17 protein-coding genes and 1 riboswitch are annotated in these 18,266 nt (G+C 72.2%); of the genes, 10 read left to right on the top strand and 7 right to left on the bottom strand.

What is annotated here, in order from left to right; all coding sequences use genetic code 11:
• Positions 1-54 precede the first annotated feature (54 nt).
• Both CLV28_RS01760 and CLV28_RS01755 read left to right on the top strand, forming a co-directional pair.
• Positions 55-1,059 (top strand): malate dehydrogenase, encoded by a 1,005-nt coding sequence (locus CLV28_RS01760; protein WP_100421574.1) that lies wholly within the window; start codon positions 55-57, stop codon positions 1,057-1,059.
• 11 nt (positions 1,060-1,070) lie between these two features.
• Positions 1,071-1,634, top strand: a complete 564-nt coding sequence (locus tag CLV28_RS01755) for a dihydrofolate reductase family protein (protein ID WP_100421573.1) — start codon at positions 1,071-1,073, stop codon at positions 1,632-1,634.
• Positions 1,635-1,649: 15 nt separating this feature from the next.
• On the opposite strand, the gene purU is transcribed toward CLV28_RS01755, so the two are convergent.
• On the bottom strand, positions 1,650-2,516 hold the full coding sequence (purU, locus tag CLV28_RS01750) for a formyltetrahydrofolate deformylase (protein WP_100421572.1): 867 nt from the start codon (positions 2,514-2,516) through the stop codon (positions 1,650-1,652).
• A gap of 110 nt (positions 2,517-2,626) precedes the next feature.
• Between purU and CLV28_RS01745 the strand changes: the two genes are divergently transcribed.
• The gene (locus tag CLV28_RS01745; RefSeq protein WP_100421571.1) at positions 2,627-3,157 is read left to right on the top strand and encodes a GNAT family N-acetyltransferase; all 531 of its coding nucleotides are present in this window, start codon (positions 2,627-2,629) and stop codon (positions 3,155-3,157) included.
• Positions 3,158-3,160: 3 nt separating this feature from the next.
• Here the strand turns inward: CLV28_RS01745 and CLV28_RS01740 are convergent, their stop codons facing one another.
• Complete coding sequence (locus CLV28_RS01740; RefSeq protein ID WP_100421570.1) at positions 3,161-3,946, bottom strand: ATP-binding cassette domain-containing protein; 786 nt, start codon at positions 3,944-3,946, stop codon at positions 3,161-3,163.
• Positions 3,943-5,139 carry an ROK family transcriptional regulator gene (locus CLV28_RS01735; RefSeq protein WP_239073140.1) on the bottom strand — a complete coding sequence of 399 codons (1,197 nt, stop codon included), beginning with the start codon at positions 5,137-5,139 and terminating at the stop codon, positions 3,943-3,945. The genes CLV28_RS01740 and CLV28_RS01735 overlap by 4 nt, the downstream gene beginning before the upstream one ends.
• 240 nt (positions 5,140-5,379) lie before the next feature.
• Between CLV28_RS01735 and chvE the strand changes: the two genes are divergently transcribed.
• The 4 genes from chvE to CLV28_RS01715 all read left to right on the top strand — a co-directional run bounded on the left by chvE (position 5,380) and on the right by CLV28_RS01715 (position 10,412).
• Positions 5,380-6,501 carry a multiple monosaccharide ABC transporter substrate-binding protein gene (gene chvE / locus CLV28_RS01730; RefSeq protein WP_239073160.1) on the top strand — a complete coding sequence of 374 codons (1,122 nt, stop codon included), beginning with the start codon at positions 5,380-5,382 and terminating at the stop codon, positions 6,499-6,501.
• A gap of 129 nt (positions 6,502-6,630) precedes the next feature.
• Complete coding sequence (gene mmsA / locus CLV28_RS01725) at positions 6,631-8,181, top strand: multiple monosaccharide ABC transporter ATP-binding protein (RefSeq protein WP_100421567.1); 1,551 nt, start codon at positions 6,631-6,633, stop codon at positions 8,179-8,181.
• Positions 8,178-9,350: a multiple monosaccharide ABC transporter permease gene (mmsB, locus tag CLV28_RS01720; RefSeq protein ID WP_100421566.1), complete on the top strand. Its 1,173-nt coding sequence runs from the start codon at positions 8,178-8,180 to the stop codon at positions 9,348-9,350. Before mmsA ends, mmsB begins: the two co-directional genes overlap by 4 nt.
• A 132-nt stretch (positions 9,351-9,482) precedes the next feature.
• Complete coding sequence (locus tag CLV28_RS01715; RefSeq protein WP_100421565.1) at positions 9,483-10,412, top strand: glycoside hydrolase family 16 protein; 930 nt, start codon at positions 9,483-9,485, stop codon at positions 10,410-10,412.
• Here the strand turns inward: CLV28_RS01715 and CLV28_RS01710 are convergent.
• Entirely contained in the window at positions 10,399-11,643 is a 1,245-nt protein-coding gene (locus CLV28_RS01710; RefSeq protein ID WP_203968120.1) for a glycoside hydrolase family 26 protein, read from the bottom strand. The genes CLV28_RS01715 and CLV28_RS01710 overlap by 14 nt on opposite strands.
• Before the next feature lie 56 nt (positions 11,644-11,699).
• Here CLV28_RS01710 and CLV28_RS01705 point away from each other — a divergent pair, with 56 nt between their 5' ends.
• Positions 11,700-12,683 carry a glycoside hydrolase family 26 protein gene (locus CLV28_RS01705; RefSeq protein ID WP_100421564.1) on the top strand — a complete coding sequence of 328 codons (984 nt, stop codon included), beginning with the start codon at positions 11,700-11,702 and terminating at the stop codon, positions 12,681-12,683.
• A gap of 7 nt (positions 12,684-12,690) precedes the next feature.
• On the opposite strand, the gene CLV28_RS01700 is transcribed toward CLV28_RS01705, so the two are convergent.
• The 3 genes from CLV28_RS01700 to CLV28_RS01690 all read right to left on the bottom strand — a co-directional run bounded on the left by CLV28_RS01700 (position 12,691) and on the right by CLV28_RS01690 (position 15,351).
• Positions 12,691-13,161 carry an STAS domain-containing protein gene (locus CLV28_RS01700; RefSeq protein WP_157802446.1) on the bottom strand — a complete coding sequence of 157 codons (471 nt, stop codon included), beginning with the start codon at positions 13,159-13,161 and terminating at the stop codon, positions 12,691-12,693.
• 145 nt (positions 13,162-13,306) lie between these two features.
• Positions 13,307-15,217 (bottom strand): glycosyltransferase, encoded by a 1,911-nt coding sequence (locus CLV28_RS01695; protein ID WP_100421562.1) that lies wholly within the window; start codon positions 15,215-15,217, stop codon positions 13,307-13,309.
• Entirely contained in the window at positions 15,214-15,351 is a 138-nt protein-coding gene (locus tag CLV28_RS01690; protein ID WP_157802445.1) for a hypothetical protein, read from the bottom strand. The genes CLV28_RS01695 and CLV28_RS01690 overlap by 4 nt, the downstream gene beginning before the upstream one ends.
• A gap of 317 nt (positions 15,352-15,668) precedes the next feature.
• Positions 15,669-15,756, top strand: a riboswitch (ZMP/ZTP riboswitch).
• Positions 15,757-15,886: 130 nt separating this feature from the next.
• On the opposite strand from CLV28_RS01690, the gene glyA reads away from it, so the two are divergent.
• Together glyA and CLV28_RS01680 are read left to right on the top strand one after the other, a co-directional pair.
• A complete protein-coding gene (gene glyA, locus CLV28_RS01685; RefSeq protein ID WP_100421560.1) occupies positions 15,887-17,182 on the top strand; it encodes a serine hydroxymethyltransferase in 1,296 nt (431 codons plus the stop codon).
• Between the two features lie 187 nt (positions 17,183-17,369).
• Positions 17,370-18,251 (top strand): bifunctional methylenetetrahydrofolate dehydrogenase/methenyltetrahydrofolate cyclohydrolase, encoded by an 882-nt coding sequence (locus CLV28_RS01680; RefSeq protein WP_100421559.1) that lies wholly within the window; start codon positions 17,370-17,372, stop codon positions 18,249-18,251.
• Positions 18,252-18,266: the final 15 nt, after the last annotated feature.

The following is an 18,266-nucleotide window of genomic DNA, read 5'->3' as shown; positions in this document are numbered from 1 at the left end:
GACGCCCGGCCGGTCCGCCGGGAACGTCGCGGCCCGCTGTGCCAGAGTGGGGCCATGACGACCCCCGGTGCTGCGAAGACCCCTGTCAACGTGACCGTGACCGGCGCGGCGGGCCAGATCGGCTACGCCCTGCTGTTCCGCATCGCGTCCGGCGCGATGCTCGGCCCCGACACCCCCGTGCGCCTGCGCCTGCTCGAGATCCCGCAGGGCGTCAAGGCCGCCGAGGGCACCGCGATGGAGCTCGCGGACTGCGCGTTCCCGCTGCTGGCCGGCATCGACATCCACGACGACCCGCGCGCCGGCTTCGACGGCGCGAACGTCGCGCTGCTCGTCGGCGCCCGCCCGCGCGGGCCGGGCATGGAGCGTGCCGACCTGCTCGAGGCCAACGGCGGGATCTTCAAGCCCCAGGGCGAGGCGATCAACGCGGTTGCGGCCGACGACGTCAAGGTGCTCGTGGTCGGCAACCCGGCCAACACGAACGCGCTCATCGCCGCGTCGAACGCGCCCGACGTGCCCAAGGACCGCTTCACCGCGATGACGCGCCTCGACCACAACCGCGCGCTGTCGCAGCTCTCGGCGCGCGCCGACGTCCCGGTCTCCGCGATCCGCCGCGTCACGATCTGGGGCAACCACTCCGCGAGCCAGTACCCCGACATCTTCCACGCCGACGTCGCGGGCCGCCCCGGCGCCGAGCTCGCCGCCGACGAGTCTTGGCTGCTCGAGGACTTCGTGCCCACGGTCGCCAAGCGCGGGGCCGCGATCATCGCGGCCCGGGGGGCGTCGTCCGCGGCCTCGGCGGCGAGCGGCGCGATCGACCACGTGCGCGACTGGGTGCTCGGGACCCCTGCGGGCGACTGGACGAGCGCCGGGATCTGGTCGGACGGCTCGTACGGCGTCCCCGAGGGGCTCGTGTCGTCGTTCCCGGTGACGTCCGCGGGCGACGGCTGGCAGATCGTCCAGGGGCTCGAGCACGGCGAGCTGTCGCGCGCCCGGATCGACGCGTCCGTGGCCGAGCTCGTCGAGGAGCGCGACGCGGTGCGCGCGCTCGGACTGATCTGAGGAGGAGCACGATGGCACGGCTCAGCGCGACCCTGTTCATGTCCCTCGACGGCGTCGTCGAGGTCGAGGCGCAGGACCCGACGCAGTGGCACTTCCCGTTCTTCGACGAGCCGATGGGCGCGGCGGTCGCGGCGACGCACGCGCCCGGCACCATGCTGTTCGGGCGCGTGACCTACGACAGCTTCGCGGGCGCGTGGCCCGCCCGTGAGGCCGCGGGGGAGGAGGACGCGGAGTTCGCGGCCGAGCTCGGCGACAAGCGCAAGATCGTCGTCTCGCGCTCGCCGCTGACCTTCACCTGGCGCAACTCGGAGCAGGCCGAGGGCGACCTGCTCGACGTCGCGGACGCGCTGCGCGCGGGCGACGACGACGCGTTCCTCACCGGGTCGCCGTCCGTCGTGCGGCAGCTGATCGTCGCCGGACGGCTCGACGAGCTGCACGTGTTCGTGCACCCCGCCCTGCTCGGGCGCGGCACGCGGCTGTTCCCCGACGACGGCGAGCTCAGGCTCCTGCGGCTCGTGTCGTCCGAGACGTTCCCGCGGGGCGTGGTGCACCTGGTCTACGCGCCCGCCACCTGACCGGGCGCCCCGGCGTCAGCGGAACACGACCGTGCGGTGCCCGTCGAGCAGCACCCGGTGCTCGGCGTGCCAGCGCACCGCGCGCGCGAGCACGCGACGCTCGACGTCCTGCCCGAGCGACACGAGCTGAGGCTCGTCGTTCGAGTGGTCGACGCGCTCGACGTCCTGCTCGATGATCGGCCCCTCGTCGAGGTCGCCCGTGACGTAGTGCGACGTCGCACCGATGAGCTTGACGCCCCGGTCGAGGGCCTGCGCGTACGGGCGCGCACCCTTGAAGCTCGGCAGGAACGAGTGGTGGATGTTGATGACCTGGCCCGACAGGTCGCGGCACAGGTCGTCCGAGAGGATCTGCATGTACCGCGCGAGCACCACGAGCTCGACGTCGAGCGCGTCCACGAGCCCCCGCAGGGTCGCCTCGGCGTCGGCCTTGGTGTCCTTGGTGACGGGCACGTGGTGGAACGGCTTGTCGTAGAACGCCGCGATCCCCGCGAGGTCGGGGTGGTTGCCGACGACGCCCACGACGTCGACCGGCAGGCCCTGGTGGCGCTCGCGGTAGAGCAGGTCGGCCAGGCAGTGCGGTGCCTTGGAGACCATGAGCAGGGTGCGCACGCGGCGTCCGACGACGTCGAGCGTCCAGGTCATCCCGAACTCGGCGACGACGGGCGCGAGCGCCGCCTCGATCGCGTCGCGCGACGCCGCGGACTCGACCTGCACGCGCATGAAGAACAGCCCCGAGGCGGGGTCGCCGAACTGCTGCGACTCGGTGATGTTGCCGCCGTGCGCGGCGAGCGTGCCGGCGACCTGGTGGACGATGCCGGGGCGGTCGGGGCACGAGAGGGTCAGCACCCAGTGCGTCGGGGCGGCCGTGGTCGAGGAGGTCACGGGGCCAGCGTACCGAGGGGACGTCGTCGGGCACGCCCGCCGGGGCGACGGCCGCACGACACCCCGCGGACGGCCGGACGGCGTGGCTGCCCGTCTGGAAGGATGGGGCCATGACGGACACCCAGCTCAGGATCGACGTGGTTCCCGACGAGACTGCGGGCGAGCTCCTCACCCTGCGTCGCGCCGCCTTCGTCACGGAGGCCCAGATCCACGACGACCCGAACATCCCGCCGCTGACGCAGACGCTGCACGAGCTGCGCGACGACATGGCCGCGGACGGCGTCGTGACCCTCGGTGCGTGGGACGGCCACCGGCTCGTCGGGTCCGTGCGCGTCGAGATCGAGGGGCAGAAGGCCACGCTCGGTCGGCTCGCCGTGGCTCCCGACCAGCAGGGCCGCGGGATCGGCACGCAGCTGATGTTCGCCGTGCTGCCCTACCTGCCCGAGGAGACCACCGAGGTGTGGGTCTTCACGGGCAAGGACTCGGCGCGCAACCTCGCGCTCTACCAGCAGCAGGGGTACGAGGAGCAGTTCGACCAGACGGCGGGCGACCTCACCTACACGTACCTGCGGCGCATCCTCGGCGAGGCCGACGTGCGCAACGCGGACGGCACGCCGCAGCGCGACGCCGACGCGGGCTGAGCCTCACGCGCTGCGGGGACCGTCCCGCAGCGCGTCGTGCCGCGGGGGAGCGCTCGCGCCGGTGATCGCGGCGATGATCTCCTCGTAGCCGACGTCGGCGCCCGAGAACGAGCCGTTGTTGCGGCCGTGCCGCAGCACCTCGATGCGGTCGGCCACGGCGCGCACGTCGGTCATGTTGTGGCTGATGAGGATCACCGCGTGGCCGAGCTCGCGCAGGCGCTCGACGTGCATGAGCACCTCGGCGGTCTGCGAGACCGAGAGCGAGGCGGTGGGTTCGTCGAGCACGACGACGCGGGGCTCGCCGAGCAGCGTGCGGGCGATCGCGACGCTCTGGCGCTGGCCCGCGGAGAGACCTGCGAGCGGGGTGCGCACCGACGGGATGCGGGACGTGAGCGAGCGCAGGATGCGCCGCGCCTCGTCCTCCATGGCCTCGTCGTCGAGCCGCAGCCCGCGCCGCAGCTCGCGGCCGAGGTAGAGGTTCTGGACGACGTCGAGGTTGTCGCACAATGCGAGGTCCTGGAACACGCTCGCGATGCCGAGCGCGTGCGCGGCGGCCGGGTTCGCGATGGTCACGGGGACGCCGTCGGACTCGATGATTCCCGCGTCGGGCTGGAGCACGCCCGCGATGATCTTCGCGAGGGTCGACTTGCCCGCGGCGTTGTCGCCTACGAGCGCGACGACCTCGTGCGCGCGCACCTCGAGCGAGACCTCGGACAACGCCTGGACGTGTCCGAAGCTCTTGTCGATACCGGCCAGCGACAGCGCCGGCGCGGCCTGGGCGCGCTTCACGGTGCGAAGCCTTGCACAGCGGAGCCGTCGGACGCCACGTCGGTCGAGCGGAGCGCGAGCGCGACGGCCCCCATGACCTCGGCGCGGGTGCCGAGCTCGCCGACGACGACCTCGAGCGGGGCGAGCGTGTTGGGCACGACGTGGCGCAGCACGGCCTCGCGCAGCGGGCCGACGAGCACCTCGCCCGTCTCGGCGAGCTCGCCGCCGACGACGACGCACTGCGGGTTGATCCCGGTCGCGAGGGTCGCCACGGCGGCGCCGATGCGCGCGCCCGCGTCGGCGACTACGCGGCGGCAGCCCGGGTCCCCCTCGATGGCCTGCGCGATCACATCGCGCAGCGTCAGGGGGCCGTGGCTCGTGCGCAGCATCTCGAGCAGCGCGGTCGCGCCGACCACGGTCTCGAGGCAGCCGCGGTTGCCGCAGCGGCAGATCGGGCCGTCCGGGGTGATCTGGACGTGGCCGATCTCGCCCGCGGTGCCCGCGTAGCCGCGGTGCAGGTGGTCGCCGAGGACGAGGCCCGCTCCCGTGCCGTACGAGGCGCGCACGAAGATCGAGTCGCGTGCGCCGCGCGCCGCCCCGAAGTCGTGCTCGGCGAGCGCCCCGAGGTTGGCGTCGTTCTCGACGAACACGGGCGTCGCGAGGCGCTTGGACAGCACCTGGCCGATGTGCGTGTCGTCCCACCCGCGCAGGACGCCGCGCACCGAGATCATCCCGGTGGCGGAGTCGACGGGGGCGGGCAGGGCGAGGCCGACGGCGAGCAGCTCGTCGGTCTGCGCGCCGACCCGCTCGAGCAGGTCGACGATGAGCAGGGCGACGCGGTCGAGGCCGGTGTCGAGGCGGTGCTCGGCCGGCAGGGGCATCTGCTGCTCGGCGACGACGGTGCGGGAGAAGTCGGCGAGGGTGACCTGCAGGTGCCGGTGGCCGACCTGCACGCCCGCGACGAGGCCGACGCGGCGCGCGATGGTGACCTTCTGGGCGCGTCGGCCGGAGCGGGAGGTGGTGTGCGTCTCGACCACGCCGGCGGCGATGAGCTCCTTGACGATGGTCGACACCGTGGCGGTCGACAGCCCTGTCGCGGCGGCGAGCTCGACCTGCGTGAGCCCACCGAAACGCTTGACGGCGTCGACGAGCCGGAGCCGGTTCGCCTCGCGCAGTGAGGTCTGCGACCCGGGCGTGGACCGGTCGGTGTTCACACGCGAAGGGTACACGCCGGGCCTCCTTCCCTCGCTGACCCACGGTCTCATGAGTTTGAGCCTCGAACACAATATGGTTACGACGCGCGATCTGGCCTTGACCATCAAACGCATCATGCGTAGTTTTCTCGACGTGCCCCACGGTGGTGGCCTGACCTGCATCGATGCAGGCCTCCGTCGCCGCGGGACGTCGGACGTCGTCGCACGTCCGCCCCTGATTCGATGACGAGAGGTATGACGATGACGTCACTGCGCAGAACGATCGCCGCCTTCGCCGGCGCCACCCTGCTGTTCGGATCCCTGGCTGCGTGCAGCTCGGAGCGTTCGGACGACGCGAGCGATGGTGGGAGCGCTGCCGCCGGCGACACCACGATCGGCATCGCGATGCCGACCAAGAGCCTCGAGCGCTGGAACAACGACGGCACGCACCTGCAGGAGCTGCTCCAGGACGAGGGCTACAAGACCTCGCTGCAGTACGCCGACAACAAGGTCGACCAGCAGATCACTCAGATCCAGAACATGATCAACGACGGCGCCGACGTGCTCGTCATCGCCTCGATCGACGGCACCGCCCTCGGCCCGGTCCTGCAGACCGCCGCCGACGCCGACATCCCCGTCATCGCGTACGACCGCCTCATCAACGACACCGAGAACGTCGACTACTACGCGACGTTCGACAACGAGCTCGTCGGCACGCTCCAGGGCCAGTTCATCGAGGAGCAGCTCGGCCTCAAGGACGGCGAGGGCCCGTTCAACCTCGAGCCGTTCGCCGGGTCGCCCGACGACAACAACGCCAAGTTCTTCTTCAAGGGCGCCTGGGACGTGCTGAGCCCCTACGTCGAGAGCGGTCAGCTCGTCGTTCCCTCGGGCAAGGCCCCCGCGACGGTCGACGACTGGACGACGATCGGCATCCAGGGCTGGGAGTCCGCCAAGGCCCAGTCCGAGATGGAGAACCGCCTCAACTCGTTCTACGCCGACAAGAAGGTCGACGTCGTGCTCTCGCCCAACGACTCGCTCGCCCTCGGCATCGAGCAGGCGCTCGACGGCGCCGGCTACACCGAGGCCGACTGGCCGCTCATCACGGGCCAGGACGCCGACCAGGCGAACACCAAGAACATGCTCGCCGGCAAGCAGTCGATGACGGTCTGGAAGGACACCCGCACGCTGGGTGACCAGGTCGCGAAGATGGTCACCGACATCGTCAACGGCGACACGCCCGAGACCAACGACGACGAGACGTACGACAACGGGGTCAAGGTCGTCCCGTCGTACCTCCTGCCCCCGCAGGTCGTCACGGCCGACACGGTCCAGGAGATGCTCGTCGACTCGGGCTTCTACAGCGCGGCCGACCTCGGTCTCTGACGCAGCAGCATCCCACGGCTCGCGCCCGGGACCCCAGGTCCCGGGCGCGACGCCCTGCGCGGCCACCCGCCGCGCGCGAACGACCGGACGTCGCCCTGCGGCGTCCGCCAGAGTCGAAGGAGCCGGTCGATGGCTGACGGCAGCAACATCCTGGAGATGCGCGGCATCACCAAGGAGTTCCCCGGGGTCAAGGCCCTGGAGGACGTGACCCTCGAGGTCAGGCGGGGCGAGGTCCACGCCATCTGCGGCGAGAACGGCGCAGGCAAGTCGACGCTCATGAAGGTCCTCTCGGGCGTCTACCCGCACGGCACGTACGACGGCGACATCCTGCTCGACGGCGGCACGGTCGAGTTCCGCGGGATCAAGGACAGCGAGGCGCGCGGCGTCGTCATCATCCACCAGGAGCTCGCGCTAGTCCCGCACCTGTCGATCGCCGAGAACATCTTCCTCGGCAACGAGCGCTCGACGGGCGGGGTCGTCGACTGGAACCGCACGTCGAGCGAGGCCGCCGCGCTGCTGCGCAAGGTCGGGCTCTCGGACAGCCCCGAGACCCGCGCCATGGACCTCGGCGTCGGGCGTCAGCAGCTCGTCGAGATCGCCAAGGCGCTCTCGAAGAAGGTCGACGTGCTGATCCTCGACGAGCCCACCGCGGCGCTCAACGACGAGGACTCGGCACACCTGCTCGACCTGATCCGGCAGTTCCGCGCCGAGGGCATGACCTGCATCATCATCAGCCACAAGCTCAACGAGATCGAGGCCATCGCGGACCGCGTGACCGTGATCCGCGACGGCCGCACGATCGAGACCCTCGACCTGCACGGCGCGGAGAAGGTCGACGAGGACCGCATCATCCGGGGCATGGTCGGCCGGTCGCTCGACAGCCGGTTCCCCGACCACACGCCCACCATCGGCGAGGAGGTGCTGCGCGTCGAGGACTGGACCGTGCACCACCCGATCGACACCGAGCGCGTCGTCGTGGACCACGTCGACCTGCACGTGCGCGCGGGCGAGATCATCGGCATGGCCGGCCTCATGGGCGCGGGCCGCACCGAGTTCGCGATGAGCGTGTTCGGGCAGTCGTACGGCTCGCGGATCTCCGGCCGGGTCTTCAAGAACGGCACCGAGATCCGCACGCGCACGGTCTCGGAGGCGATCGGGCACGGCCTCGCCTACGCGACCGAGGACCGCAAGCGGTACGGGCTGAACCTGATCCAGACCATCCGCGAGAACATCTCCGCCTCCGCGCTCGGCAAGGTCGCCCGGTGGGGCGTCGTCGACGACAACGTCGAGATCGGCGTCGCCGAGAAGTACCGCAAGGACTTCCGGATCAAGGCGCCCACGATCGAGTCGGTCGTCGGCAAGCTCTCGGGCGGCAACCAGCAGAAGGTCGTGCTCAGCAAGTGGGTCTACTCGGACCCGGACGTGCTGATCCTCGACGAGCCGACCCGAGGGATCGACGTCGGCGCCAAGTACGAGATCTACGGAATCATCAACGCGCTCGCCGACGCCGGGAAGGCCGTCGTCGTCATCTCGTCGGAGCTGCCCGAGCTGATCGGGCTCTGCGACCGGATCTACGCGATGAACCAGGGCCGGATCGCCGGCGAGGTCGACCGCGAGCACGCGACACAGGAAGAGCTCATGCGACACATGACGATGGACAAGGAAGTGAGCGCCCGATGAACGCCGTCCGGGAGTACGTCGGCCGCAACATGCGGCAGTACGGGATCGTCGCGGCGCTGCTCGTGATCGTGCTGCTGTTCCAGGTGCTGACGGGGGGCAAGCTGCTCTTCCCCAACAACATCGCGAGCCTGATCCAGCAGAACGCGTACGTCATGATCCTCGCGATCGGCATGGTCATGGTCATCGTGGCCGGCCACATCGACCTGTCCGTGGGGTCGGTGGTCGCGTTCGTCGGCGGCCTGTGCGCGATCATGATGACGCAGTGGGGCCTGCCGTGGTTCGTCGCGGTCGTGCTCTCGCTCGTGGTCGGCGCGCTCGTGGGCTGCTGGCAGGGGTTCTGGATCGCGTACGTCGGGATCCCGGCGTTCATCGTGACCCTCGCGGGCATGCTGATCTTCCGCGGCCTCGCGATCGTGCTCGTCGGCACGACCGTCGCGGGCCTGCCCGGCGGGTTCAACAAGATCTCGAACGGCTCGGTGCCGAACTGGCTCGGGTTCGTGGGCGACGTCGACGTCGTGACCGTGTGCATCGGTGCGATCGCGGCCATCGCGTTCGTCTGGTCGCAGTGGCGTTCGCGCCGCTCGCTCGCCAAGCACGAGCTCACGGTCGAGCCCATGGCGGCGTTCGTCGCCAAGAACGTGGTCGCTGTCGCCCTCATCGGGATCGTCACCTACTGGCTCTCGCTCAGCGCGGGCGGCACGCCCATCGTGCTCCTGATCGTCGGCGTGCTCGTGATCGGCTACTCGTTCGTGCTCAACCGCACGGTGTTCGGGCGCCACGTGTACGCGGTGGGCGGCAACCGCCACGCCGCGGTGCTCTCGGGCGTGAACTCGCGCCGCGTCGACTTCGGGATCTTCGTCAACATGGGCGTCCTCGCCGCGGTCGCGGCGATCGTCACGACGTCGCGCGCCGGTGCCGGCGTGGCCGCGGCCGGCATGAACTACGAGCTCGACGCGATCGCCGCGTGCTTCATCGGCGGCACCGCGGTCACGGGCGGCGTCGGCCGGATCTCGGGCGCCATGATCGGTGCGCTCATCATGGGCGTGCTCAACATGGGACTGTCGATCATGGCCGTGGACGCCGCGTGGCAGCAGGCGATCAAGGGCCTCGTGCTCCTGCTCGCGGTCGCGTTCGACATCCTCAGCAAGCGGCGCTCGCGCCTGGCCTGAGGGTCGCACGACGGTTCGCCGCGAGGGGTCCGGGCACGACGCCCGGGCCCCTCGCCGTGCGTGACACGACGGTCACGCGATGGCAACCTCCCGGGCCTTGACCCGCGCGGGCGCGCGCCCGAACCATGGAGCATGACCCGTCGAGCGCGCGCCCGGACGGCCCCCGTCGTCACGACGTCACTCGTCGCTCTCGTGACCGTCCCGCTCGTCGTCGCGCTCGCGACCGCCGCCCTGGTCGCGCCGGGCGCCGTCCCGGCCGCGGACGCCGTCCGCCCGGCCTGGTCCCCGGCCGGACCACCCGCGTGGTCCGACGAGTTCGACGGGCCCGCGGGCAGCGCGCCCGACCCGTCGCGCTGGCGGGCCGAGACGGGCGGCAGCGGCTGGGGCAACGACGAGCTGCAGTACTACACGGACTCGCGCGCCAACGCCGCCCTCGACGGCGACGGCCATCTCGTGATCACGGCCCGCGCCGAGACCCCGCCGGGCGCGACGTGCTGGTACGGCACGTGCGCGTACACGTCCGCACGGCTCATCACGGCGGGCCTCGTCGAGACGACGTACGGGCACGTCGAGGCGCGCCTGCGGATCCCCGGCGGCCAGGGCACGTGGCCCGCGTTCTGGATGCTCGGCACCGACGTCTTCACCACGGCCCCGTGGCCCGCGAGCGGCGAGATCGACGTCATGGAGAACGTCGGCCACGAGCCGGGCCTGGTGTGGGGGAGCCTGCACCTGCCCGGGCGCTCGGGCGCCGACGCGGTGCACGCCTCGACCGGTCTGCCCGGGGGCGAGGCGTTCGCCGACGACTTCCACGTGTACGCGGTCGACTGGGCTCCCGGGTCGATCGCCTGGTCGGTCGACGGCGTCGTCTACCAGCGGCGCACGCCCGCCGACACGGGCGGCACGTGGCCGTTCGAGCACCCGTTCTTCCTGATCCTCAACCTCGCGGTCGGCGGTGGCTGGCCCGGCAGCCCGGACGCGACGACACCCTGGCCGCGGCGCATGGTCGTCGACCACGTCCGGGTGTACGCCGGGCCGCCGGGCGGGACGCTCACGGCGCCCTGACCGCCTCGCCGCAGACCGGCACGTCGGGCGCGTCGAGCGTCCACGACGGGAGGTCGGCAACGAACGCGTCCCGCACCGCGGGCGACCCCGCGGCCCGCCAGTCCACGGTGTCGTTGATCTCGATCTCGTACTTGTCCCACTCGAACCAGTTGATCATCTTCAGCTGCGGGAACCGCTCGTGCGTGTCGTCCGAGAACACCTGCCGCCACCACGCGCGCTTGACGTCGAGCTCCGACTCGCCCGCGCGCGAGGGCGTGTAGATCGCGGACGTCTCCGGGATCGCGACGGGCTTGTCGTGCTCGACCCCGTACACCTCGTAGAAGTCCGGGATCGCGTCGTCGTCGCCCGCCGTGCCGTCGTACGTGCCCGTGAGCATGGCCGCGAACTTGCCGTCCTCCGTGATCTCGTTGTTGCCCCACGGGCGCTGGTTGCCCCAGTGGTAGAGCGAGATGCCGACCCAGTCCACCGCGTCGTCGCCCGGGTAGTACGGCAGGTACGTGTCGTCGGCCATCGTGAGCTCGCCGTCGTCGTCCGTGTCGAGCGCCGCGTAGTCGTCGGTGCCCTTGCGCGCCGCGAACTGCCCGCCCGTGAACGGGTACCCGCCGCCGTAGTTGGGCGCCCACATCATCGACGTGCCCGGCGCCTGCGCGTGCACCGCGGCCGCGACACGGCGGAACACCTCGACGTAGTGCGCGGGCTGCTGCCCCCACGCGTACCAGGACCCGTTCATCTCGTGCGCGAACCGCAGCACGACGGGCACGCCCTGCTCGTTGAGCGCCCGCAGGTCCTTCGCCAGCCGGTCCACCACCTCGTCGCTCATCGCGTCGAGGCCCGCGTGCGGCTCGAGCGTGAGCAGCAGGACGCCGCCGTTCGCCTTGACCTGCGTGACCGCGCTCGTGGTGTGCGCCCACGTCTTGTCGTCGTACGGGATGTCCGAGAACTGCACCGCGACCGCCGGGGCGTGCCCCATGTTCGTGCGGTGCTCCGCGAGGGTCTCGGACGCCCAGTCGAGGTTGACCCCCAGCAGCACGCCCTCGTCGGGCACCACGACCGAGGCGTCCTCGACCACGCACGCCGGCACGACCGCCGGGGCGGGGTCGACGACTGAGAACCCCCAGCCGACCGCGCCGACCGCGGCCCCCATGATCCCGAGCGGCACGAGCAGGTTCGCACGCCGTGCGCGGCGCACCGGGTGGCCCCAGCCGCCCTCGTGGTCGGTCGAGCGGTTCATCGTCCGTCCTCCTGATCGTGACGTGCCGAACACATGACGGCGGTAGCCTGCGAGCCATGTCGTGGACACCGCCGCCGACGAGGCCGGTCGCCGCGGCCCTCGTCCTGGCCCTCTCGCTGCTGACCGGCTGCGCCGCGCAGGGCGCACCCGACCCCGCGCCGTCCGCCACGGGTGAGCCCGAAGGCTCCCGCGGCCGGCTCGCGTGGGGCGCCTACGTCGCCGACGACGGCGAGGAGTCCTCCGACCTCGACGTCGTGACCGAGATGACGGGACGCCCGCTCGACTACGTGCACCTGTTCGCCGCGACCGGGGACGACGTGCCCCTGGCCGCGCTCGACGACGCCCGCGCGCGCGGTGCGACGCCCCTGGTCACGCTCGAGCCCTGGGAACCGGGCCAGGGCGTCGACCAGCCCGGGTACGCCCTCGCGCGGGTCGCGGACGGCGACCACGACGCTGACCTCGAACGCTGGGCCGCGGCGCTCGCGGACCAGGACGGGCCCGTGCTGCTGCGGTTCGCGCACGAGATGAACGGCGACTGGTACCCGTGGGCGGTCGGCGTCAACGGCAACACCGCGGACGACTACCTCGCCGCCTGGGCGCACCTGCGCGACGTCCTCGACGCCGCGGGGGCGTCCCGGGTGCAGCTCGTGTGGGCACCGAACGTCCCGCTCGACGGGGCGTCGGACGACGTCGCCGCGGCCTTCCCCGGACCCGACGCGGTCGACGTGCTGGGCCTGGACGGCTACAACTGGGGCGACGGCGACGGCCACGCCTGGGAGGACCCGGACGAGCTCTTCGGTCCGGGGCTCGCGATGCTCGACGCGCTCGACGGCGACCGGCCCGTGCTCGTGACCGAGGTCGCGAGCGTCGAGGGCCCGGGCCCCGAGGACAAGGCGCGCTGGGTCGGTGACCTCGTCGACCTGCTCGCGACCACGCCCGGCGTGGTCGGGCTCGTGTGGTTCCAGACCGTCAAGGAGCGCGACTGGCGCCTCAACTCGACCCAGGCCTCCCAGGAGGCGCTGCGCACCGCGCTCGGCTGAGCCGGACTCACGCGCGGGCGACACCGAGCGCCTCCTCGCGACCCGCGTAGGTGCGCACCACGGCGTCGAGCCGCACGGTGCGGTGCGCGTGCTCGATCGCCGCCGAGCGGCCGTGCAGGCGCAGGTCGCCGCCGCGCGAGCGCGCGAGGCGCACGAGGTCGAGCATCCCGGCGACGCCCGAGGGCGCGATGCGGTCGACCGCGCTCACGTCGACCAGCACGACGGCCGGGCCGTCCTGCAGAGCGTCGAGCACGGGCAGGCGCAGCCGAAGCACGGCCGTGGCGTCGAGGTGCCCGTCGACCGCGAGGTCGTGCAGGCGGGTGCCCTGCGGCACGGCGGTGCGCGCGCCCGGGTCGAGGTGCAGCGCGTGCACGCGGCGGCGCGGCCAGACCGTGCGGGTCCGGCTCTCGTTCCTGGCCTGGGTGCGGGTCTGGGTCGGGGCTTGGGTCTGGGGCTGGGTCTGGGCCTTCGCGGTCACGGTGCGCTCCTGGGCTTGTGGGCTGTGGGGGTGCTGACTGTGGGGTCGTGCTGTCCGGGCCGGTGGCCCGGGTTCTGTGGTCACGGGTTCTGTGGTCACGGGTTGTGTGGTCACTGGGGCCGTGGTCGCCGGTCTGCGGCGCAGGTCAGGGCAGCGGCCGCGAGGCCGCGGGACCGTCGTCCGCGGTCGCGAGCACGAGGGCGGCGTCGAGCTCGGACGACGCGGGGGCGGTCGGGTCAGGGCCGGTGAAGCCGCGGTAGCGGGCGGCGCCGACCACGACCCAGAGCATCGCCAGGTCGACCGCGATCCACACGAGCGTCACCGCGGTCGCGGTCACGGACGCGTCGCCCGCCGCCGCGCGGACCACGCCGATCACGGCCGCGAGGCCGAGCAGGACCATGAGCACGACCTGCGTGCGCACGTGCCGCCAGCCGTCGGCGCCGTCGGTCCCGGTCTTGGACGTCACGGCGAACGAGACGTGCCGGCCGAGGAACACGGCCGCGGCGCCCGAGAGCGTCGCGGCGATCCACGTGGGGAACAGCGCGAACGACATCTGCTGCCCGCGCCACAGGCCGCGCGACCCGGCCCCCGCGACGAGGAACATCGCCTGGCAGCACACGAAGAACGGCACGAACCGCAGCGCGAACGCGACCGGGTCCGCGACGAGCGGGAACACCCCGGTCAGCAGGAACACGACCGGCGCGGCGAGGTAGACGAGCGCCGAGAACCCGGCGAGGTAGCTCGTCATCGTGCCCAGGTACATGAGGCGCTGCGCGAGCGTGAGCCCCTTGACGGCGAGCGGGTTGTCGCTGAAGAAGACCTGCATCGAGCCGGTCGCCCAGCGGTGGCGCTGCGACAGCATGGTGCCCACGTCGTCGGGCGCGAGGCCGAGCACGAGCACCTCGTGGTGGTAGGCGCTCGACCAGCCCATCGCGTGCAGGTGCATGGCCGTGGCCATGTCCTCGGTGATGGTCGAGGTCTCCATGGGCTGGATCGCGAGCGCCTGGTCGGTGCGCACGACCTCGACGTGCTCGACCACGTCGTCGAGCTCGGCCGTGACGTCCTCGGGCAGGTCGATGTCGGGGTGCGCGAGCGTCGCGGCGTGGATCTCCTGGCGCAGCGCGTACGTGACCTCGCCGAGGACGTCGCCGTGCCGCACCCGACCCTCGGCGCGGCGGATCGCGGCGAGGGCTTCCTCCGCGACGGGCAGCGCCGAGGGGGCGCGCACCGCGAGCCTGCCCTCGAGGTCCTGCACGCGTGAGCGCGCCCCGCGCAGGGCGGTGCGCAGCCGGCCGGTGGCCTCCTGCGAGAACCGCGTGAGGCCGAGCGCCATGAGGGCCTCGCGCCGCAGCACGGCGTTCGACCCGCAGAAGAACGCGGCGCCCCAGCCGTCCTTGCCCTGCTGGATCGGGCCGTAGAACAGCTCGGCGCGGCTGCCGAGCGGGTCGTCGTCGGGCACGTTCCAGAACTGCTGCGGCGTCTGGACGAACGCGATCGTCTCGTCCTCGAAGTAGCCGAGCACCCGGTCGAGGAACCTCGGTTCGGGCACCTGGTCGGCGTCGAGGATCGCGATGAAGTCGCCCGTGGTGCGGAACAGCGCGTTGTTGACGTTGCCCGCCTTGGCGAACCGCGCGCGGCCGTCCCACTCGGGACCGCGCGTGACGTACCCGACCCCGAGCGCGGCCGCCATGCGGGCGAACTCGGGCCGGTCGCCGTCGTCCAGCACGTACGTCTCGTGCGGGTACGTCATGTCGCGGGCCGCGAGCGCGGTGCGCGCGACGAGCTCGAGCGGCTCGTTGTAGGTCGCGATGTAGACGTCGACCGCGAGGCCCTCGCGCGCGGGCGGCGGGCTCGGCCGACGGCGCGCGTTCCACATGGTCAGGCCGAACAGCACCGACTCGCCGAGCGAGTAGGTCTCGGCGACCACGAGCGGGACCGCGATCCACCAGGCGTGCCACGCGACCGTCCCGGTCCAGCGCCAGCCCACGTACGCGAGGCCGAACGCGACCAGGAGCGTGGCGAGCACGCGCACGGTCACGAGCCTGCTCTCGCTCATCGGACGAGCCCTGCGGTACGGGTTCCTGCGGTCGGGCTGCCCGCGATGCGGGTGCCTGCGGTGCGGGTGCCTGCGGTCGGGAGGATCGTCGCGTGGTGCACCCGGGCGAGGGTGCGACGTCGTGCTGCAGCCATGCCGGCCTCCGAGAGGTAGGGGGGCGGCGGCTGCGGTGGCGTCGCGACGGTGATGTGGGCCACGTCGTCGTGATGCGGCGAATCTAGGTCGCCGGGGCGCCCGCGACAAGCGTTTCCAGGCCCGTGGCGCGCATTCACCCGCCGTGCGGCCAAGTCTCCACACGCCTGAAATCCTGCGGAAACCCAGGGGTCGCGGATCGCCCCGGGAGTTCACGCGCCCGACACGCGCGCCGGGCGCGCGACCACGACCGGACGGCGTTCCACCGATCGGGGAGGCTCCTGACGGGGGTGCCCGGGCGCAGGGGCGTGCTATAGGCTGACACCGTCGCGACTGGCGCTGAGGTGGATCACCACCGGGGAGCGACGAGCTGTGCAGACTTCGGGTCGTTCGCCTGGGCCCCGGTCACCCACCCTGCGAGGGTGCGTGCCCGTGCGTGAACCCGGCGGCCAGCACCCCCTCAGGACTGTTCGACCACGCTGCCCGCCACGGGTCTGCGACGGCCACCGACCAGCATCACAGCCTTCGAGGAGAAGCATGAGCGACCAGCCCGACTCCGCCGACGTCCTGAACCAGAACCTCTCCGAGCTCGACCCCGAGATCGCCGCGGTGCTCGACGGGGAGCTCGCGCGTCAGCGCGACACCCTCGAGATGATCGCGTCGGAGAACTTCGTGCCGCGCGCCGTCCTGCAGGCGCAGGGCTCGGTGCTCACGAACAAGTACGCCGAGGGCTACCCGGGGCGCCGCTACTACGGCGGCTGCGAGCAGGTCGACGTCGCGGAGAACCTCGCGATCGCGCGCGCCAAGTCGCTGTTCGGCGCCGAGCACGCGAACGTCCAGCCGCACTCGGGCGCGACCGCGAACGCGGCCGTGCTGCACGCCCTGATCAACAAGGGCGACAAGATCCTCGGTCTCGAGCTCGCGCACGGCGGCCACCTGACCCACGGCATGAAGATCAACTTCTCGGGCCGCCTGTACGACGTCGCGGCGTACGGGGTCGACCCCGAGACGCACCTCATCGACATGGACCAGGTGCGCGAGAAGGCCCTCGCCGAGCGCCCCGACGTGATCATCGGCGGCTGGTCCGCGTACCCGCGCCACCTCGACTTCGCGGCGTTCCGGTCGATCGCCGACGAGGTCGGCGCCAAGCTCTGGGTCGACATGGCGCACTTCGCGGGCCTCGTGGCCGCGGGCCTGCACCCGTCGCCCGTGCCGTTCGCGGACGTCGTGTCCTCGACCGTGCACAAGACGATCGGCGGCCCCCGCTCGGGCTTCATCCTGAGCAAGGAGGAGTACGCCAAGAAGATCGACTCGGCCGTGTTCCCGGGCCAGCAGGGCGGGCCGCTCATGCACGTCGTCGCGGCGAAGGCCGTGTCGTTCAAGGTCGCGGCGTCCGACGACTTCAAGGCGCGCCAGCAGCGCACGATCGACGGCGCCCGCATCATCGCGGACCGCCTCACAGCGGCCGACGTCGCCGAGGCCGGCGTCTCGGTGCTCACGGGCGGCACGGACGTGCACCTCGTGCTCGTCGACCTGCGCCACTCGGACCTCGACGGCCAGCAGGCCGAGGACCTCCTGCACGCCGTCGGCATCACGGTGAACCGCAACGCGGTGCCGTTCGACCCGCGCCCCCCGCGCGTCACCTCAGGCCTGCGCATCGGCACGCCCGCGCTCGCGACCCGCGGGTTCGGCGATGCCGAGTTCACCGAGGTCGCCGAGATCATCGCCGAGACGCTCAAGGCCGGCCAGGCCGCGGACGTCGAGGCCCTGCGCGCCCGCGTCACGCGCCTCGCGGCCGAGTTCCCGCTCTACCCGGGTCTCGAGCAGTACTGACCTGACCCTCGCGCCGCCGAACCGGCGATCGTGTTCGATCCAGAGGCCTGGAACGACCACGATCGCCGGTTCGGCGGTGCCGGATCGCCGGTTCGGCGCACCCGCAGACGCAGACCCCCGCAGACGCAGACCCCCGCAGACGCAGACCCCCGCACACCGAGACCCGCCGCAGACCTTGGGAGCCCCCATGACCGCACAGATCCTCGACGGCAAGGCCACGGCCGCCGCCATCAAGTCCGAGCTCGCGGTGCGCGTCGCCGCCCTCGCCGCCCGGGGCGTCGTCCCGGGCCTCGGCACGGTCCTCGTGGGGCAGGACCCGGGGTCGGTCTCGTACGTCGCGGGCAAGCACCGCGACTGCGCCGAGGTCGGGATCGCGTCGATCCGCGAGGACCTCCCGGCCGACGCGACGCAGGCCGACGTCGAGGCCGCGATCGACCGGCTCAACGCCGACCCGGCGTGCACCGGCTACATCGTCCAGCTCCCGCTGCCGAAGGGCGTCGACACCAACGCGGTGCTCGAGCGCATCGACCCCGCCAAGGACGCGGACGGCCTGCACCCGACGAACCTCGGGCGTCTCGTGCTGCGCGTCTCGGAGGAGATCACGTCGCCGCTGCCGTGCACGCCCGCGGGCATCATCGAGCTCGTGCAGCGCCACGGGATCGACCTGGCCGGCAAGGACGTCGTGGTGCTCGGCCGCGGCACGACGGTCGGCCGCTCGATTGGCCTGCTCCTGACCCGCAAGGACGTCAACGCGACGGTCACGCTCACGCATACGGGTACCGCGGACGTCGCAGCCCACCTGCGCACGGCCGACGTGGTCGTCGCCGCGGCCGGGGTTGCCGGGTTCGTGCGGCCCGAGCACGTCAAGCCCGGCGCGATCGTGCTCGACGTAGGCGTCTCGCGCGTCGTGGACCCCGAGACGGGCAAGGCGCGCCTGCGGGGCGACGTCGACCCGGCCGTGGCGGAGGTCGCGGCCTGGATCTCGCCCAACCCGGGCGGCGTCGGCCCGATGACCCGTGCGATGCTCCTCGCGAACGTCGTCGACACCGCGGAGCGCCTGCACCCCTGACCGGCCGAGACCGGA

It is taken from the genome of Sediminihabitans luteus (assembly GCF_002797595.1).
GTDB classification, from domain to species: domain Bacteria; phylum Actinomycetota; class Actinomycetes; order Actinomycetales; family Cellulomonadaceae; genus Paraoerskovia; species Paraoerskovia lutea.
Note: the sequence above shows the minus strand (reverse complement) of the source record. Positions and strands in the feature narration are given on the sequence as shown.

Excerpts from the sequence above, each read along its gene's own strand:
- CLV28_RS01760 (WP_100421574.1), top strand. The coding sequence starts at position 55 with ATGACGACCCCCGGTGCTGCGAAGACCCCTGTCAACGTGACCGTGACC.
- CLV28_RS01755 (WP_100421573.1), top strand. The coding sequence starts at position 1,071 with ATGGCACGGCTCAGCGCGACCCTGTTCATGTCCCTCGACGGCGTCGTC.
- CLV28_RS01745 (WP_100421571.1), top strand. The coding sequence starts at position 2,627 with ATGACGGACACCCAGCTCAGGATCGACGTGGTTCCCGACGAGACTGCG.
- chvE (WP_239073160.1), top strand. The coding sequence starts at position 5,380 with ATGACGTCACTGCGCAGAACGATCGCCGCCTTCGCCGGCGCCACCCTG.
- mmsA (WP_100421567.1), top strand. The coding sequence starts at position 6,631 with ATGGCTGACGGCAGCAACATCCTGGAGATGCGCGGCATCACCAAGGAG.
- mmsB (WP_100421566.1), top strand. The coding sequence starts at position 8,178 with ATGAACGCCGTCCGGGAGTACGTCGGCCGCAACATGCGGCAGTACGGG.
- CLV28_RS01715 (WP_100421565.1), top strand. The coding sequence starts at position 9,483 with ATGACCCGTCGAGCGCGCGCCCGGACGGCCCCCGTCGTCACGACGTCA.
- CLV28_RS01710 (WP_203968120.1), bottom strand. The coding sequence starts at position 11,643 with ATGAACCGCTCGACCGACCACGAGGGCGGCTGGGGCCACCCGGTGCGC.
- CLV28_RS01705 (WP_100421564.1), top strand. The coding sequence starts at position 11,700 with ATGTCGTGGACACCGCCGCCGACGAGGCCGGTCGCCGCGGCCCTCGTC.
- CLV28_RS01695 (WP_100421562.1), bottom strand. The coding sequence starts at position 15,217 with ATGAGCGAGAGCAGGCTCGTGACCGTGCGCGTGCTCGCCACGCTCCTG.
- CLV28_RS01690 (WP_157802445.1), bottom strand. The coding sequence starts at position 15,351 with ATGGCTGCAGCACGACGTCGCACCCTCGCCCGGGTGCACCACGCGACG.
- glyA (WP_100421560.1), top strand. The coding sequence starts at position 15,887 with ATGAGCGACCAGCCCGACTCCGCCGACGTCCTGAACCAGAACCTCTCC.
- CLV28_RS01680 (WP_100421559.1), top strand. The coding sequence starts at position 17,370 with ATGACCGCACAGATCCTCGACGGCAAGGCCACGGCCGCCGCCATCAAG.